This is a genomic window from Nocardiopsis sp. iso_40, assembly GCF_056173285.1.
This window is the reverse complement of the sequence record NZ_CM149666.1, coordinates 3550407-3566886: the sequence shown is the minus strand read 5'-3', so window position 1 is coordinate 3566886 and position 16480 is coordinate 3550407. Positions and strand designations below refer to the sequence as shown.

Genomic DNA, 16480 nt, shown 5'->3' with positions numbered 1-16480 from the left:
CGGACGCGCCCGCCGGGGCCTTTCGCCCGCTCCGCCTACTCGGGCCGTTCCCGCAGGTAGGTGAGGACGGCCATGACCCGACGGTCCACGTCGGTGCCCTCCGGGGGCAGGTCCAGCTTGGCGAGGATGTTGCCGATGTGCTTGCCGACGGTGGGCTCGGAAACCACCAGGTCCCGGGCGATCCGCGCGTTGGAACGGCCCTCGGCGAGCAGGGCGAGGACCTCGCGTTCGCGTTCGGAGAGCCGCTCCAACGGGGTGCTGCGGCGGCGGACCAGCTGGCGGACCACCGTGGGGTCGATGACCGTGCCGCCACCGTGGACCCTGCGCAGGGTGTCGGCGAAATCGGCGACGTCGACCACGCGCTCCTTGAGGACGTACCCGACGCCGCGGCCGTCCTGGGAGTCGAGCAGCTCGGCGGCGTAGCTGGACTCGACGTACTGGCTGAGCGCCACCACGGCCAGGGCGGGCCGGGAGCGACGCACCCCGACAGCGGCCCGCAACCCCTCGTCGCCGAAGTCCGGAGGCATCCGGATGTCGGTGACCACCAGGTCGGGTTCGTGCTCCTCGACCGCCCCGACCAGTGCCCCGGCGTCACCGACCGCCGCGACCACGTCGAAGCCGAACCTCTGCAGCAGGCCGGACAGGCCCTCGCGCAGCAGGGCGCCGTCCTCGGCCAGTACTACCCGGATGCAGGACAAGGGATCTCCGCTCGAAGCCGTGTGGGTCCGCCCGCGGGGCTGGACAGCCAGATCCTGCCGCCCACCACGGCGACCCGATCGGCCAGGCCGGTGAGCCCGGTGCCCCCGCCGGGGTCGGCGCCGCCCCGGCCGTCGTCGGTGGTCTCGACGATCAGCGTGTCACCGTCCAGGGCGGCCCTCAACCGGACACTGGTGGCGCCGGCGTGCTTGGCGATGTTGCTGAGCGACTCGGCGGCCACGTAGTAGGCGGTGCCCTCCACATGTGCGGGCAGGCGCCGGGGCAGGTCCACGCGGGTCCGTACCGGGACGGCGGAACGGTCGGCCAGGTCGGGCAGGGCGGCGGGCAGCCCCCGGTCGCTGAGGATCCTGGGGTGGATGCCGTGGACGATCTCGCGCAGGGAGCCGATGATCTCCTTGGCCTGGGCGTGCACCGAGGACAGGGCCCGCTCCATGTCACTGCCGGGCGGGGCGTCCATCCGGGCCAGCCCCACCTGCATCGCCAGAGAGATCAGCTGTTGCTGGGCGCCGTCGTGCAGGTCCCGTTCGATCCGGCGGCGCTCGGCCTCGAAGGCGTCCACCAGACGGGCGCGGGAGCGGGTGACCTCGACCAGCTCCGAACGCAGCTCGTCGGTTCCGCGGTCGTCCAGCAGTATGCGGGCCAGCGCGGTGTGTGCGTGGGCGGCCAGGGCGACGGGATACGGGGACACCAGGAGGAGGACGAGCCCGAGCCCGGCCAGGGGGAGCGTGCGCAGGGGATCGTCGAAGCTCCAGGGGAACAGGCTGACGGTCCAGCCGAGGGCGGTGGCCACCGGGGAGGCCAGGAGGAAGGCGCCCGCGCCCACGGACAGGAACAGCACGGACCAGCTGATCGTGTCGAGAACCGTGACCAGCAGGAGCACGTAGGCGAACTCCCGCCAGGTCGCCGCCTCGGTGTAGCGCACGCGCAGCCAGCGGAGCACGCCCCCGTCGCCGGGCCGGTGCCCGCTGACCACCGGGGGGTGGACCAGGCCCAGCCGCCAGCGCTCGAACCGGGCGACGGGGACCGCCACGAGGGGACCGAACAGCAGGAGCAGGGCCAGCCCCGACCCGAGCAGGGACGCCAGGAGCCAGTTCGGCCGGCTCCCGCCCCGGACCATCTCCTCCAGGACGGTGCCCAGATGGAGGAGGGGGAAGGTGAAGGGGGTGTTCAGGGTCGCGGTCACCGCACCGACGACCACCGTGGAGGCCAGGTACACCAGACTCCGCCAGGGCCAGGACGAGCGCAGGAAGCACCGCCGTCGCAGCGCCTCCAGGGGTGTGCGCGGCGCGGCCGCCTCCCGGGGCGGCGTCGTCTCCTCCGGCTCCGCACTCACGGTCCCAAGCTAGGGGAACGGCTTGCCCCGGGTGAAGGCCGCCCGCCCTACCTCCGGCTACGGGCCTGCCCTACCCGCCGCCTCCGTGGCACTCGTGCCGGAGACTGTCCCCGGGAGTACCGCCGGACTCAGGTCCCGATGATCCCGCCGTCGTCCTTGCGGACCGCCACCACCGCGGACCGGGGCCGGCCAGCGGGGTCGAAACCCGGCCAGTTGCTCACCGCGCGCGGATCGTCCACCGTGGGCGCGCCCACCCGGGCGGCGGCCGAACCGGGGCCCTGCACGGTGACGAACAGGGTGCGCTGGTCGGGACTGGACGCGGTGCCCCCGATCCCGCAGCCGCGCGGCCCGGTCAGGAAGCGCCGGACCTGGCCGCTCTCGGGGTCGGCGCACAGCAGGGCGCTGTTGGCCGGGGGCACGCGTGCGTCCTCGTCCGCCTCGCCGGGCCGGGCCACGTCCGTCCTGATCCACAGTCGGCCGTCACCACCGCAGTGCAATCCGACCGGGGCGGCGAAGACCGCGCCGCGACCGTCGTCCGACGCCGTCCCGGCCCGCACGAACTCGCCCCAGGAGAAGAGCGTGGCACCGTGGTCGCGGGCCCCCTCGGTCCAGGAGAGCACCCGGCCGCCTCCGCTGCCGGCGGCCTCGGGGCAGTAGACCACCCCCGTCTCCGGGTGGACGGCGGGGGTGCCCGGCCGCCGGAACCCGGTGGCCCCCACCGCGTCGGCTGCCTCGCGTGCCCGCAGGAGCACCTCGGCCTGGTCGGCGAAACCGTCCCTCCCGGTCAGCCCGGACCGGCCGTGGACCAGGGGGAGCCAGTTCCCCAGACCGTCCGAGGACAGCCGGGCCGCGTAGAGGGTGCCCCTGTCCAGAGGGCCCGGGCCCCTGCCCAGGGCCTCGCGCCAGGGCCTCGCGCCGACGAACTTGTAGACGTGGGTCCGGTCGCTCATGTAGACCACCGCCCGTCCGCGCGATTCGGTGACGGCCGCACCGCCGTGGGCCAGGCGCCCCAGGGCGGTGCGTTTGGCCGGTGCGGACGAGGGGTCGAAGGGATCGACCTCCACGGTCCAACCGAACCGGTGCGCCTCGTTGGGGTTGCGGGCCAGGTCGAAGCGCTCCCGGTGGGTGTGCCAGCCGTAGACCCCGCCGCCCCCGGTGAGCCCGTAGCGGCGCTGGGTCTCGGTGGCGGTCCAGCCCGCGACCTTGGTGCCGAAGACGTCGCCGAGCGTGTCCTCACCGGTCAGATAGGTCCCCCACGGGGTGGTGGCGTGCGCGGAACCACCGATGACCCCCGCCGGTTCGGCGCCGGTCTCCAGGTCCCGGTGCCCGGCGAGCGGACCGGTCAGGTGCGTGGGCGAGGTTGCGGTGAGCCGCCGGTTGAGTTCGTCGTCGAGGACCCGCCAGCGCCCGTTCGTGAGCTCGACGCGGACCACGGTCATCCCCAGGGACGCCATCTCCTTGTCGGTGCGGGCGGCGGTGGCGGCGCGGCCGCCGTCCGCGTGCAGCAGGACCGGGTCGGCCCAGGAGTGGTTGAGCACGAGTAGTCCCCTGCGCCCCCCGTCGTGGCCGGGGTGCAGGGGGACGTAGCGCAGTCCGCCGTGCCCGGTGCCCACCTGGCGTGCGGCCTCGGCCGCGGTGTCGGAGGCGTCGGGCCGCCAGCGGGGGGTGTCGCGGTGGAGCGGCGCGCCCCAGGGGAGCAGGACCCGGGCGGTGTACCCGGGCGGGACGGTCACCGCGTCGGCCCGGGCGGGGGGGACCCCGCGAAAGGCGGGCGCCGAACCGGTGTCGGGGACGGTCGCGGCGGCCGGGGCGGTGTCGCCGAACAGGGCGGCCGCGGTGAGGACACCGATCCCCGCTCCACCGCGCAGGACCTGCCGCCGACCGGGTCCGTGTTCGGGTGCCATTCTCTCTCCTCCGACCGGGCGTGACGCACACTGCTTCGAGCTTTATGTGACGAGGTAATCACAGAAAGTAGTTTTTCCCCTGTATTCAGGGGTGCGGTGTCGCGTGGTCGCCATGGGAATGAAAACGGTTATCATTTGGTTGTTAGGTCCGACAGCCGAGGAGGCGCCCATGGCACGCAACGACACCCGCCCCATCATCAAGCTCAAGTCCACGGAGGGGACCGGGACCACCTACGTGACCCGGAAGAACCGACGCAACACCCCCGACCGCCTGGTCCTGCGCAAGTACGACCCCAAGCTCCGCCGCCACGTCGAGTTCCGCGAGGAACGCTGACCAGCGGCCCGAATCCAACGGAGAACCGTATGCGAAAAGACATCCACCCCGAGTACGCGCCCGTCGTCTTCCGCGACAAGGCGGCCGACTTCGCCTTCCTCACCCGGTCCACCAAGACCAGTGCGAAGACCATCGAGTGGGAGGACGGACGGACCTACCCGCTGGTCGACGTCGACATCTCCAGCGCCAGCCACCCCTTCTACACCGGCACCGCGCGCGTCGTGGACACCGCCGGCCGGGTGGAGCGCTTCCAGCGCCGCTACCAGCGCAGGTAACCGAAAGAACCGGGCGGTGGGGCCTCCCGCCGCCCGAACAGAAAGGCCCAGGGCACATGGCCGTTCCCAAACGCAAGATGTCGCGGTCCAACACCCGCACCCGCCGATCCCAGTGGAAGGCCGCGACCCCCGACCTGGTCACCGTGCACATCGGCGGCCGCGAGTACCGCGTCCCCCGCAACCTCGCCCGCGCCTACCAGCGCGGACTCCTCCCCCTCCCGGAGTAGTCCGCCGGCACGGGACGCACCGAACCCGATCCACGGCGCCGCCGGGTCCGCCCGACGGCGCCGTTCCGCGTCCGGCGGCAGGGCCGACGGACGCGGAACGGACGAAACACCCGCGTCCCTGGTGCCCGAACCCCCATGAGTCGGGCAGGCTTGTTTCCGTGACAACAACCCCGACCGACACACCGGCCCCCGCCCCGGGCCGCTCCGCAGCACACGCCCCGCGCAGCCCCGTCGACCTCCTGGCCGGGATCGCCGGGCTGGTCCTGGTCTTCCTGGTCCTGCTCCTGGTCAGCGACGCGGTGGCCGACGGAGCGCCGACGGACGACGCCACCCAGCTCCGCGCGGTGATCCCGTCCTGGCTGCTCTTCCTCACCGCTGTGGGCGCCAACCTCCTGCTCATCGTCCTGGTCGCCTACGTGGTCCTGCGCACCCTGATCACCGGGGGCCTGCGCGACCTGCTGCGACCGGCCCTCGCCGCGGTGGCCGCCTACGCCATGACCTCCTGGGTCAACTCGGTGCTCAAGACCGCCACCTACAGCGCCGAACCGCTTCCCGGGCTGCCCGACGGCGTCCTGACCGCCGCCACCCTCGGCTACGTCGCCGCCGGTATCGCCTTCGCCCGCACCATGCCCGCCGGACAGCCCCGGGTGCGCTCCCTGATCTGGGCCGCCAACACCGCGATCGCCCTGGTCTCCCTCATGGCCGGGGTCAGCAGCATCCTCGCCGTCCTCTTCACCATCCTCATCGGTCTGACCTGCGCCTCCCTGGCGCGCTACGCCGTCAGCGCGAGCGTGCCGCCCCCCGCCACCGGCCGTATCCACGACGAACTCCACCGCTTCGACCTGACCGCCGACCGCATCACCCGCGCCGGCAGCGACGAGGAGGGCGACCCCCGCTACCTGGCCGACCTCACCGACGGACGCCAGATCGAGATCTCCGTGCTCAGCTCCGAGAACACCAGGGGTTTCTGGTGGCGCCTGCTCGACCTGCTCATGCTGCGCGGACCCGTCGCACCCCGAATGCTCTACGGGGTCCGCAGACGCGCCGAACACGCCGCGCTGATGAGCTTCGCGGCCCGCGACGCCGGGGTCGACGCCCCACGTGTCCTCGCACTGGGCGAACTCGCCCCGGGAACCGTTCTCCTGGCCCGCGAACGATCCCGGCTCAGGGGCCTGTCCGACCTGGATCCGGCAGAGATCACCGACCCCCTGATCGACGGACTCTGGCACCAGCTCGGCCTGTTGCACCGGCGCCGCATCTCCCACGGACACCTCAACAGCGCCACCGTCGGCGTCCTCGCCGACGCCCCCGGCACCGCGGCCCTGACCGGGGTGGACCGCGGCGCGGTCGCCGCCTCCCAGATCCGCACCTCCCTGGACAGCGCCGCGATGCTCACCCTGCTGGCCCTGCGGGTGGGATCCGAACGCGCGGTCGCCTCGGCGGTACGGGCCCTGGGCGTGAACGCCACCGCCGCACTCCTGCCCCTGCTGCAGCCCCCGGGCCTGCCGCACGAACTCCGCGCCGAACTCCGCGGATCCGACCGCGGACTCCTGGTCGGGCTGCGCCGGCACATCGCGAGGATGGCCCCCGAGGCGCCCGCCGAACCCGCGCGCCTGGAACGGATGCGCCCGCGCACCATCGTCAGCTTCGTGGTCGCCACCGTCGTCGGGCTGGTGCTCGTCTACCAGCTCGCCGGGGTCGACCTGGCCGCCATCCGCCACGCCGACCCCGGGTGGTCCTCGGCCGCCCTGGTCATGGCCACCCTGTGCATGATCGGCGCCGCCATGGTGCTGGTCGGCTTCGTCCCGGCACGGCTTCCCTGGTGGCGGACGGTCCTGGTGCAGTACGCGGGGTCGTTCGTGCGCATCGCCGCCCCGGCCGGACTGGGATCGATCGCGGTCAACAGCCGGTTCGTGGTCAAGACCGGCGTGCCCGCCTCGCTGGCCCTGTCCGCCGTCGGCCTCTCCCAACTGGTGGGCTTCCTCATCCACGTGCCGCTGCTGCTGGTGTGCGCCTACCTGACCGGAACCTCCTACTGGACCGGGTTCACCCCCTCCCCGACGGTCGTGCTCGTCACCCTCGGCGGGACCGCCGCCGTCGCCGCGGTCCTGCTGCATCCGAAGCTGCGCCGCGCCGTCCGCGCGCGGCTGCGCCCCTACCTGAGCGGTGTCCTGCCCCAGTTGCTGGACATGCTCCAACGGCCCGCCAGCCTCCTGCTCGGCTTCGGCGGCACCCTGCTGCTGACGGCGGCTTTCGTGCTGTGCCTGCACTTCTCGGTCCTGGCCTTCGTCGGCCCCGGGCTCCAGGTGAGCCTGGTCGCCGTCGCCGTGGTCTTCCTCGCGGGCAACGCCGTCGGCTCGGCCGCGCCCACCCCGGGCGGGCTCGGCGCCGTCGAGGCCGCCCTCATCGCCGGGCTCACCACGGTGGCCGCGGTCCCCACCTCGGTGGCCCTGCCCGCCGTCCTGCTGTTCCGGGTGCTGACCTTCTGGTTCCCGGTCCTGCCCGGATGGGCGGCCTTCAGTTACCTGCAACGCCGCGAGGCCATCTGACCGGGGGCCGTGGCGACCGCGGCGCGTGCGCGGGCTTGCGGTTGACGCGGCGTCAACGCCTAGCGTCGTTTCCGGGTCGGAGGAACCGACCCGACGAGGGGAGACGGGATGTCGTGGCCGACGGGCGAGGTCTGCCGGATGAGCGGGGTGACCTCCCGGACACTGCGCCACTACCACCACGTCGGCCTGCTGGTCCCGGAGAGCACCGGGCCGGGCGGGCTGCGCCGTTACGGTCGGCGTGAGCTGCGCAGGCTCCAGCGGATCCTGGTCATGCGCGAACTCGGGCTGGGGCTGGCGGACATCCGCCGGATCCTGGACGCCGAACGCGACGAGGCGGCGGCGCTGCGCCGACACCTCCACGACCTGGAGTCCGAGCGGGACCGTCTCAGCGTCCTCGTCCAGACCGTGCGCCGCACCGTCGACGCACTGGAGGGAGACGACATGACCAGCCGACCGGAGGAGCTCTTCGCGGGCTTCGACACCACCCGCTACGCCGAGCGGGCCCGCACGCACTGGCCCGAGCAGTGGGAGCGGGCCAGGGAAGCGGGGGAGGGGATGACCCCGCAGGACGGTGAGCGGATGCGCGCCGAGGCCGCCGAGCAGATGGCCCGGATGGCCGCACACCTGAGGGCGGGGACGCCGGCCGACGCCCCGGCCGTCCAGGCGGAGGTGGAGGACCACCACCGGCGGATCCGCCGGATGTGGAGCCCGGACGCGGACGCCTTCGCCCACCTGGGGCGGGTCTACGCCGAGGAGGGGCCCTGGCGCGAGGTGTACGAGCGGGTGGCCCCCGGGCTGGCCGACTACCAGCGCGAGGCCATGGAGGTCTACGCCGAGCGGAGTCTGCGGGGTGCGGGGACGTGATCCCCGGGCACTGGCTCCCCCACCGCCGGGAGGAGGACGGGGAGGTGCTGGGCTACCTGCGTCCGGAGGCCGGCGGCCACGTGCCGCTCACCCCGTTCGGCCGCCCCGTCGCCGACGTGCTGCCGGAGCCCGGGGCCCGTGCGGTGCTGGACGCCCTCGGGCTCTCCTACCTGGCCGATCCGTGGTTCCTGGAGCTGCCCGGCCGGGAGGAGCCGGTCACCGTGCGGATCGTGGAGATCACTCCCGAACGCATGCGGGTGGCCAACGCCGACCACGGGTACGAGGAAGCCGACATCGGGCACCTGTTCGTCCTGCGGGTCCCCGAACCCGGTCGGCTCCGCCCCGGTCCGGGCGGGGTCGGCGGGCGCGCCTGATCCGCCCGGGCGACCGCGCGGCGCCCCCCGCGGCCGGCTCCCGGAGGAGGGGTCGGCCGCGGGGGCGGACCCCGGGTCAGAGAACGTCGGGGGACACGTCCAGGACGGTGCGGTCACCGGAGGCGACCAGGTCGAACTGGGGCCCGGTGCGGGGCAGTTCGTGGCGGAAGAAGTACGCGGCCGCGGCCCGCTTGCCCTCGTAGAACTCGCCCTCGCCGCCGTGTGCGGCGACCAGCTGGTCCAGCCACAGCCAGGCCACGACCACGTGGCCGACCGCCTCCAGGTACGGGGTCGCGTTGGCCAGCGCCGCCGCGGGGTCCCCCTCGGCCCAGGCCGCCCCGGCGGTCTGCGCGGTGCGGTCCAGGGCCGCGTCGAGCAGGTCGGCGTACTCGGCCTCGCGGCCGCCGAGCGCACGTGCCCGCTCGGCGGTGGCGCGGGCCGTCTCCACCAGCAGCGACAGCCGGGCGCCGCCGTCCAGGACGGCCTTGCGGCCCAGCAGGTCCAGGGCCTGGATGCCGTGGGTGCCCTCGTGGATGGCGTTGAGCCGGTTGTCCCGGTAGTGCTGCTCCACGTCGTACTCGCGGGTGTAGCCGTAACCGCCGTGCACCTGGATGGCGAGGCTGTTGGCCTCCAGGCACCACTGGGAGGGCCAGCTCTTCACGATCGGGGTGAGCACGTCCAGGAGCAGCCGCGCCCTCTCGGCCGCCTCGGGGTCCTCGCTGCTGTCCTTGTCGTCCACGAGCCTGGCGCAGTACAGGACCAGGGCGAGGGCGCCCTCCACGTAGCTCTTCTGCGCGAGCAGCATCCGGCGGACGTCGGTGTGCCCGATGATGGGGATCTGCGGCTCCTCGGGGTTCTTGGCGCCGAGGGGGCGGCCCTGGAGGCGTTCGCGGGCGTAGGCGAGCGACTTCAGGTAGCCGGTGTAGCCGAGCGCCGTGGCGCCCGCGCCCACGCCGATGCGGGCCCCGTCCATCATGTGGAACATGTACTTCAGGCCCTGGTGGGGTTCGCCCACCAGGTAGCCGACCGCTCCGGGTTCGCCGCCGGGGGTGTGCTGGCCCTCGCCGAAGTTGAGCAGGGTGTTGACGGTCCCCCGGTAGCCCATCTTGTGGTTGAGCCCCGCGGGTACCACGTCGTTGCGCTCGCCGAGGGAGCCGTCCTCGTTGACGAGGTACTTCGGCACGACGAACAGCGAGATCCCCTTGACCCCGGGCGGCCCCCCGGGGATCTTGGCCAGGACCAGGTGGACGATGTTCTCGGTCAGCTCGTGGTCGCCCCCCGAGATCCACATCTTGTTGCCGAAGACCCGGTAGGTGCCGTCCCCCGCGGCCTCGGCGCGGGTGGTGATGTCGGACAGGGAGCTGCCCGCCTGCGGCTCGGACAGGCACATGGTGCCGGTGAAGCGCCCCTCGACCATGGGCCGCACGAACGTGTCGACCTGCTCGGCGCTGCCGTGCGCGAGGAGCAGGGAGGCGTTGCCGGAGGTCAGCGAGAGGTAGGCGGAGGTGCCCAGGTTGGCGGCCTGGAAGTAGGCGTTGCAGGCGCTGGCGACGACCCGGGGGATCTGGTCGCCGCCCACGGAGGCGTCCATCGCGATGGAGGACAGGCCGGTCTCGGCGTACACCTCCAGGGCCTTCCTCACCTCGGGGATGAGGTGGACGCGCTCGCCGTCGAAGTGCGGTTCGTTGGCGTCGTTGGCCTTGTTGTGCGGGGCGAAGTGGTCGGTGGCCACGCGTTCGGCCAGTTCCAGGGCTCCGTCGAAGGTCTCCCTGGAGTGGTCGGCGTACCGGGGGCGCCGGGTCAGGGCCTCGGCGTCGAGCCATTCGTAGAGCAGGAAACTCAGGTCACGCGCGGACAGCAGTGTGGACGCCACGGGTTGCCTCCAAAAGTAATCAACCGACTGGTCGGTATGCTACCTGGCCCGACGGGTGCCCGCCGGGCCGGGGCCGCCGGGGCGACGGGTCTAACCTGGACCCACCGAACCACCGCTGTGGACCGCCACGACAGGAAGCACCCGCATGACCGACACCGCCCGCACCGTCCTGCTGCTCAACGGCCCCAACCTCAACCTGCTGGGCACCCGAGACCCCGCACAGTACGGCACCACCACCCTGGCCGAGGTCGAACGGCGGGTGGTCGCCCTGGGCGGGGAGCTCGGCGCGGAGGTGGTCTGCGCGCAGACCAACAGCGAGGGCGGCATGGTCGACCGGATCCACGCCGCCCGGCACTTCGCCGGGATCGTGATGAACCCCGGGGCCTACGCCCACTACAGCATCGCCCTGCGCGACGCCGTCGACGCGGTCGAGGCACCCGTGGTCGAGGTGCACATCTCCAACGTCTACGCCCGCGAGGAGTTCCGCCACACCTCCGTGACCGCCCCGGTGGCCGCCGGGTACGTGGCCGGGTGCGGGGTCCTCGGCTACGAGCTCGGGCTGCGCGCAGTCCTGGCCCGCGACGCCGAACGCCGGTCCTGAGGACCCCCGCAACTCAAAACCAACCAGTCGGTATGTAGCGGGTGTGAAAAGGGGCGGCTCAGCGGTAGGTCATCAGCTCCGGACCGCCCTGCTCCAGGTGGGCGTGGTCGTTGAACGACAGGAGCTGGGTACCGCCGCGGCCGTGCACCAGCTTGCTCACCGAACCGTTCACCACCACCCGGTTCATCGCGACGAACCCGGAGTCCGGGGCGCCCAGCAGCGCCGAGCAGACGGTCCCGATCACCCCGGCCGAGGTGAACACCAGCGCCGTCTCCCCCCTGTCCAGACGCGACGTCAGCGCGTCCAGTCCCGCCCGCACGCCCGCACGGAAGGACGTCCACGAACCCTCGCCCCGCTCACCCGAGGCGGTCCACGAGGTCAGGGAGGCGTCCAAGCGCTGCTGGAGCGAGCCCTCACCGGTCGGGTAGCGGCCCAACAGGTGCAGGTGGTCGTACTCGTTCCACCGCTCGTCGACCGAGGGCCGCACATCCAGGCCGGCCTCGGCCAGGGCCGTCTCGGCGGTCTGGCGCTGACGCCGCAGCGACCCCGAGACCACGGGGCCCGCGCTCAGCCCACGCCGTTTGAGTTCGGCGCCCAGCAGGCGCGCCTGTTCGTACCCGGTGGGGCTCAGCTCGTCGTAGTCCGCCGCCTCGGGGGAGGCCTTACCGTGGCGGATCAGGTAGATCGTAGGCATGCCGACACAGTACGGGGCAGACCGCACGGCACCTCCCACCGGGGCCCGGAGCCACTCGCCCAGGCATGGCGCAACCACACTCCGCCCGCTTCGGCCGGTATGAATGACAGAGCCGGTCCCCCCGGACCTCCGGCGTCTGCGAGCGGCGAAGGAGAACATGGGAGCTCTGTCCACGGGAGGACGATCCATGCGGCGCGCGGTCGGAGCCGCCGTGTCCAAGGCGCGTCGGCGCGTGTCCTCGTACCTGTCCCAGATCCTGCTGGCCGTCATCGCCGCCGCACTGGCCTGGACCATCGCCGGAGGCCTGGTCCAGGACCACTACCCCTTCTTCGCGCCCATCGCCGCCGTCATCGCGCTCAACGCCTCGGGCGGCGAACGCGGGGCCAACGCCATCCGGCTGCTCACCGGGGTCTTCCTCGGCATCATCGCTGGAGAGTTCGCCCTGCTGGTCACCGACCGGGGCGTCCTGGCCCTGGCACTGGGCACCGGCATCGCCATGACCGCCGCGGTCGCGGTCAACGCCGAGCGCATCATCATCGGCCAGGCCGCCGCCAGCGCCATCCTCGCGACCATCCTCATCGGCGGCAACCCCGGGACGGGCCGACTGGTGGACGCGCTGATCGGGGCCGGCGTCGCCCTGCTCTTCAGCCAACTCCTCTTCCCGGCCCGCCTGGTCGCCATGCTGAGGCGGATCGAGGAGAACGCCCTGCAGGAGATGGCCGACATGCTCGACGCGGTGGGGCTGTCCCTGACCGAGGAGGGCGAGGCCTCCAGCGAACAGGTCGTCAACCGGCTCGGTGACCTCAGCCGCCCCATGGCCGAACTCAGCCGGGCCCGCGAGGCCAGCATGTCCACGATCCGCCTCTCCACCATCCGCTGGGGGGACACACAGCCCGTACTGGACGAGGACGCCATCATCGAACGGCTCATCCTCCTCGGCGAGAGCTGCCTGTACCTGGCGAGGACCACCACCTCCATGGGCGCGGAGGAGCGCCGTGAACTCGGCCCCATCGTGCGCGGCATGGCCGCCGTCCTGGCCATTCTCGCCGACGACCTCAGCAGCAGGCAGACCCGCGAACAGGCCGTGGAGCAGGCACTCACCGCGGCGCGCCTGTACGGGGCCAGCAACGCCGAGGACGACCCCGTCACCCACGCCACGCACCTGGCCGTGGAGATGGTCGCCGCCGACATCATGGTGTTCGCCGGGATCCGCTTCGAGGAGGTCGAGGACGTCCTCCAGGGCGACCTGGAGGACCCCACGATCCCGCTGCCGCCGCAGGAGCCGTGGCTCCCGTGGCTGCGGTGGCGGCCCCGCCTGCCCCGCCCGCCCAAGGTCCGCTTCGGCCGCTTCCGGGAACGCCGCTGACCGGGACCGGGCGCCCCGCCGGCCGCGGTGGCCGCGAGGCTCCACCGCGCCGGCGCTCACCGGCAACGCCCCCGGTCGGCTAGACGCGTTCGGGGGACGGCTCGAAACGCACCACCACCGACTTGGACGTGGGAGTGTTGCTCACCTCCGCGGTGGAGTCCAACGGCACCAGCACGTTGGTCTCCGGGTAGTACGCGGCCGCGCTGCCCCGCGCCGTCGGATAGTGCACCACCCGGAAGTGCGGGGCCCGCCGCTCCCGGCCGTCCGACCACTCGCCCACCAGGTCGGTGTAGGCCCCGTCGGCCAACCCCAGCTCCCGGGCGTCCTCGGGGTTGACCAGCACCACCCGCCGACCGCGGCGCACGCCCCGGTACCGGTCGTCCAACCCGTAGATCGTGGTGTTGTACTGGTCGTGCGAGCGCAGCGTCTGCAACAGCAGCCGACCCGGAGGGACCCGTGGCGCGTAGGTGCCGTTGACGGTGAAGTTGGCCAGGCCCGTCGCGGTGGGGAAGCGCCGGTCGTCGCGCGGGGCGTGCGGCAGCGTGAACCCCTCCGGCCGCCGGGCCCTGGCGTTGAAGTCCCCGAACCCCGGAACGACCGCGGCCACGTGGTCGCGCACCCGGTCGTAGTCGGCCATCGCGTCCCAGTCCACCGGACCGTTCCCGAACAGCCTCCGGCCCAGTCCGCGCACGATGTCGACCTCCGAGCGCATCCCCTCCGACAGCGGCGGCAACACCCCGTGCGAGGCGTGCACCAGCCCCATCGAGTCCTCCACCGTCACCCAGCGCGGCTGATCCCCGCTCAGGTCACGGTCGGTACGGGCCAGGGCGGGCAGGATGAGCGCGCGCGTACCGGTCACCACGTGCGAGCGGTTCAGTTTCGTGGACACGTGCACCGTCAGCCCCACCCGGCGCATCGCCTCCTCCGTCACCTCGGTGTCCGGGGTGGCAGCCACGAAGTTGCCGCCCATCGCGAAGAACACGCCCACCTCACCGCGCGCCATCGCCCGGATCGCGTTCACCGTGTCGTGGCCGTGCTCGCGGGGCGGCTCGAAACCGAACTCCCGCCCCAGAGCGTCCAGGAAGTCGTCCGCGGGCCGCTCGAAGATACCCATCGTGCGGTCGCCCTGCACGTTGGAGTGGCCGCGCACCGGGCACACGCCGGCCCCGGGCCGTCCCACGTTGCCGCGCAGCAGCAGGAAGTTGACCACCTCACGGATGGTCGGCACCGAGTGCCTGTGCTGGGTCAGCCCCATCGCCCAGCACACCACGATCCGCTCCGAGGCGACCACCATCGCGGTGAGCTCCTCGACGAGCGCACGGGTCAGACCGGTGTCGCGTTCGGTCCGCGCCCAGAACTCGTCCTCTGGTTCGGCCAGCAGCGCCTCGGCGAACTCCTCGAACCCGTGCGTGTACGCGTCCACGAACCCGTGGTCCAGGACCTCGCCGCCGCGCCGGTCGGCCTCCAACAGCAACCGGTTGACCGCCGAGAACAGGGCCAGGTCCCCGCCCAGCCGGATCTGCGCGAACAGGTCCGTCAGCTCGGTGCCGCGCCCCACCAGGCCCCGGGCGTTCTGCGGGTTGCGGAACTCGCGCATGCCCGCCTCGGGCAGCGGGTTGACGGTGACGATCCGGGCCCCGGAACGCTTGGCCCGCTCCAGCGCGGAGAGCATCCGGGGGTGGTTGGTGCCGGGGTTCTGGCCGGCCACGATGATCAGGTCGGCCTGGTGGACGTCCTCCAGGGACACGCTGCCCTTGCCCACGCCCAGCGTCTCGGTGAGCGCCGACCCGGACGACTCGTGACACATGTTCGAACAGTCGGGCAGGTTGTTGGTGCCGAGCTGGCGGGCCAGCAGCTGGTAGGCGAAGGCCGCCTCGTTGCTGGTGCGCCCCGACGTGTAGAACACGGCGCCGTCGGGGGTGTCCAGAGCGCGCAGCTCCTCGGCGACCATGTCCAGGGCACGGTCCCAGGAGATCGGCTCGTAGTGGGTGCCGCCCTCGGGCAGGTACACGGGCTCGGTCAGCCGCCCCTGCTGGCCCAGCCAGTACCCGGAGCGCTCGAACAGCTCCGCGACCGGGTGCCGGGCGAAGAAGTCCCCGGTCACGGCCCGGCGGGTGGCCTCCTCGGCGACCGCCTTGGCACCGTTCTCGCAGAACTCCGCCCTGTGCCGCCTGTCGGGCTCCGGCCAGGCGCACCCGGGGCAGTCGAACCCGCCCTTCTGGTTGACGGCGAGCATCGCGGGCACCCCGCGCCGCACCCCGGCCTGCTCGCCCACGTGGCGCACGCTGCTGAGCACGGCCGGGACCCCCGCCGCGCTCTCCTTAGGCGGCCCGACCTCCGGCGCGTCCTGGACGGGATCTGGCATGTCCGATTCGTGGTTCTTCACGCTGTTTATTCTCCCACTGGGTTGTCCCGTGTCCAGAGTCCCCGCAGGGCCGCGGCCCTGAACCACGGCCCTGAACAGGGGCGGGTCGCACGGGGTGCGACGGTGTTCCCGGCCCGTTCCACCGGTGCGGCAAAACGGGGAAGCCGACGCCCGTACCGGTCGGGGAAAACCGCGGGGCCCGCCGTTGCCCGGCCGCCGCGGGGCGCCGCCCGCCGGCCTGCGCGGACCGGCCCGGGCCGCCGCTCAGTCGACCGTCCCCGCGAAGGTCACCGCCGGGTAGAGCGGAACGAAGTCCTGGTCGTGGAACTCGACCGTGTACTGGACGTGGGTGTCCTCCTCGTCCGCCCAGCAGTCCTCGTCCCACGACCCGGACTGCCCGGGGTCCAGGCTCTCGGGAGGGTTCACGCTGTCGCCCAGCACCGGGGAACCGGACTCCCGCAGGGGGTCGCCCACCGAACAGGACCTGGTCACCAGGCCGGTCCGGACGGTCTCGGCGCCCTCGTTGGCGATCTCCACCGTCCACGACAGGTAGGGCAGATCCCCCTCCTCGCCCGTGTCGGGGTCGACCCCGCCCACCTCGACACCGCGCTCGAACCCCTCCAGGCCGATGGTGAACCCGTCACCGAAGTCGTGGGTCTCGTCCAGACCGACGGTGACCGGCTCGAACCCGGTCTCGGGCCGGTCCTCCACGTCGTCGGGGTGCGGGTTCCGGGCGGAGGGCTCCGGGGCGGGCGGCACCGCCGAGGCCCGCTGGGCGAACCAGCCGGCACCGAACCCGACGACCAGGGCGACCGCCGTACAGGCCGCGGCCACGATCCAAGCGGTTCTGGTCATGCGGGGGGAGTCCTTCCCGGACCGGGCGCGTGAGCGTCCACCTGATGTCGGGGCGACCGTACCGCACGACGCCCCGCCGTAGGGGGTACGGCGCGTCGGGGGATGACGCATTCGGACGTAGGAGGTCGAGACCGGGGGCTGACGCGCCG

Annotated in this window: 15 protein-coding genes; 8 read left to right on the top strand and 7 right to left on the bottom strand. The window is 72.9% G+C overall.

Features of this window, described 5'->3' with window-relative positions:
- Positions 1–35: 35 nt before the first annotated feature.
- The 3 genes from AC0VYD_RS15630 to AC0VYD_RS15620 all read right to left on the bottom strand — a co-directional run bounded on the left by AC0VYD_RS15630 (position 36) and on the right by AC0VYD_RS15620 (position 3954).
- Positions 36–698, bottom strand: coding sequence for a LuxR C-terminal-related transcriptional regulator (locus AC0VYD_RS15630; RefSeq protein ID WP_475476263.1), 663 nt, complete (start codon positions 696–698; stop codon positions 36–38).
- Complete coding sequence (locus tag AC0VYD_RS15625) at positions 680–2050, bottom strand: sensor histidine kinase (RefSeq protein ID WP_475476262.1); 1371 nt, start codon at positions 2048–2050, stop codon at positions 680–682. The genes AC0VYD_RS15630 and AC0VYD_RS15625 overlap by 19 nt, the downstream gene beginning before the upstream one ends.
- Positions 2051–2178: 128 nt before the next feature.
- Positions 2179–3954 carry a PhoX family protein gene (locus AC0VYD_RS15620; RefSeq protein ID WP_475476261.1) on the bottom strand — a complete coding sequence of 592 codons (1776 nt, stop codon included), beginning with the start codon at positions 3952–3954 and terminating at the stop codon, positions 2179–2181.
- A gap of 169 nt (positions 3955–4123) precedes the next feature.
- On the opposite strand from AC0VYD_RS15620, the gene rpmG reads away from it, so the two are divergent.
- The 6 genes from rpmG (at position 4124) to AC0VYD_RS15590 (ending at position 8577) form a co-directional block, all read left to right on the top strand.
- Entirely contained in the window at positions 4124–4288 is a 165-nt protein-coding gene (rpmG, locus tag AC0VYD_RS15615) for a 50S ribosomal protein L33 (RefSeq protein ID WP_452547669.1), read from the top strand.
- Positions 4289–4317: 29 nt separating this feature from the next.
- Positions 4318–4563, top strand: coding sequence for a type B 50S ribosomal protein L31 (locus tag AC0VYD_RS15610; protein WP_475476260.1), 246 nt, complete (start codon positions 4318–4320; stop codon positions 4561–4563).
- A 56-nt stretch (positions 4564–4619) separates the two neighbouring features.
- Positions 4620–4790, top strand: a complete 171-nt coding sequence (rpmF, locus tag AC0VYD_RS15605) for a 50S ribosomal protein L32 (protein ID WP_191269182.1) — start codon at positions 4620–4622, stop codon at positions 4788–4790.
- Positions 4791–4948: 158 nt separating this feature from the next.
- Entirely contained in the window at positions 4949–7339 is a 2391-nt protein-coding gene (locus AC0VYD_RS15600) for a lysylphosphatidylglycerol synthase transmembrane domain-containing protein (RefSeq protein ID WP_475476259.1), read from the top strand.
- Between the two features lie 108 nt (positions 7340–7447).
- On the top strand, positions 7448–8203 hold the full coding sequence (locus AC0VYD_RS15595; RefSeq protein ID WP_475476258.1) for a MerR family transcriptional regulator: 756 nt from the start codon (positions 7448–7450) through the stop codon (positions 8201–8203).
- Positions 8200–8577, top strand: coding sequence for a hypothetical protein (locus AC0VYD_RS15590; RefSeq protein ID WP_475476257.1), 378 nt, complete (start codon positions 8200–8202; stop codon positions 8575–8577). The genes AC0VYD_RS15595 and AC0VYD_RS15590 overlap by 4 nt, the downstream gene beginning before the upstream one ends.
- 76 nt (positions 8578–8653) lie before the next feature.
- Here the strand turns inward: AC0VYD_RS15590 and AC0VYD_RS15585 are convergent, their stop codons facing one another.
- Complete coding sequence (locus AC0VYD_RS15585; RefSeq protein WP_475476256.1) at positions 8654–10450, bottom strand: acyl-CoA dehydrogenase; 1797 nt, start codon at positions 10448–10450, stop codon at positions 8654–8656.
- 145 nt (positions 10451–10595) lie between these two features.
- Between AC0VYD_RS15585 and aroQ the strand changes: the two genes are divergently transcribed.
- The gene (gene aroQ, locus AC0VYD_RS15580; RefSeq protein ID WP_475476255.1) at positions 10596–11051 is read left to right on the top strand and encodes a type II 3-dehydroquinate dehydratase; all 456 of its coding nucleotides are present in this window, start codon (positions 10596–10598) and stop codon (positions 11049–11051) included.
- Positions 11052–11109: 58 nt separating this feature from the next.
- Here the strand turns inward: aroQ and AC0VYD_RS15575 are convergent, their stop codons facing one another.
- The gene (locus AC0VYD_RS15575; protein WP_475476254.1) at positions 11110–11745 is read right to left on the bottom strand and encodes a histidine phosphatase family protein; all 636 of its coding nucleotides are present in this window, start codon (positions 11743–11745) and stop codon (positions 11110–11112) included.
- A gap of 157 nt (positions 11746–11902) precedes the next feature.
- Here AC0VYD_RS15575 and AC0VYD_RS15570 point away from each other — a divergent pair, with 157 nt between their 5' ends.
- Positions 11903–13111: an FUSC family protein gene (locus tag AC0VYD_RS15570; RefSeq protein WP_475476253.1), complete on the top strand. Its 1209-nt coding sequence runs from the start codon at positions 11903–11905 to the stop codon at positions 13109–13111.
- Positions 13112–13190: 79 nt separating this feature from the next.
- On the opposite strand, the gene AC0VYD_RS15565 is transcribed toward AC0VYD_RS15570, so the two are convergent.
- Together AC0VYD_RS15565 and AC0VYD_RS15560 are read right to left on the bottom strand one after the other, a co-directional pair.
- Positions 13191–15476 (bottom strand): FdhF/YdeP family oxidoreductase, encoded by a 2286-nt coding sequence (locus AC0VYD_RS15565; RefSeq protein WP_475476252.1) that lies wholly within the window; start codon positions 15474–15476, stop codon positions 13191–13193.
- Between the two features lie 264 nt (positions 15477–15740).
- Positions 15741–16331, bottom strand: a complete 591-nt coding sequence (locus AC0VYD_RS15560; protein WP_475476251.1) for a hypothetical protein — start codon at positions 16329–16331, stop codon at positions 15741–15743.
- Positions 16332–16480: the final 149 nt, after the last annotated feature.

Excerpts from the sequence above, each read along its gene's own strand:
- aroQ (WP_475476255.1), top strand. The coding sequence starts at position 10,596 with ATGACCGACACCGCCCGCACCGTCCTGCTGCTCAACGGCCCCAACCTC.
- AC0VYD_RS15570 (WP_475476253.1), top strand. The coding sequence starts at position 11,903 with ATGGGAGCTCTGTCCACGGGAGGACGATCCATGCGGCGCGCGGTCGGA.
- rpmG (WP_452547669.1), top strand. The coding sequence starts at position 4,124 with ATGGCACGCAACGACACCCGCCCCATCATCAAGCTCAAGTCCACGGAG.
- AC0VYD_RS15620 (WP_475476261.1), bottom strand. The coding sequence starts at position 3,954 with ATGGCACCCGAACACGGACCCGGTCGGCGGCAGGTCCTGCGCGGTGGA.
- AC0VYD_RS15610 (WP_475476260.1), top strand. The coding sequence starts at position 4,318 with ATGCGAAAAGACATCCACCCCGAGTACGCGCCCGTCGTCTTCCGCGAC.
- rpmF (WP_191269182.1), top strand. The coding sequence starts at position 4,620 with ATGGCCGTTCCCAAACGCAAGATGTCGCGGTCCAACACCCGCACCCGC.
- AC0VYD_RS15595 (WP_475476258.1), top strand. The coding sequence starts at position 7,448 with ATGTCGTGGCCGACGGGCGAGGTCTGCCGGATGAGCGGGGTGACCTCC.
- AC0VYD_RS15565 (WP_475476252.1), bottom strand. The coding sequence starts at position 15,476 with ATGCCAGATCCCGTCCAGGACGCGCCGGAGGTCGGGCCGCCTAAGGAG.
- AC0VYD_RS15575 (WP_475476254.1), bottom strand. The coding sequence starts at position 11,745 with ATGCCTACGATCTACCTGATCCGCCACGGTAAGGCCTCCCCCGAGGCG.
- AC0VYD_RS15560 (WP_475476251.1), bottom strand. The coding sequence starts at position 16,331 with ATGACCAGAACCGCTTGGATCGTGGCCGCGGCCTGTACGGCGGTCGCC.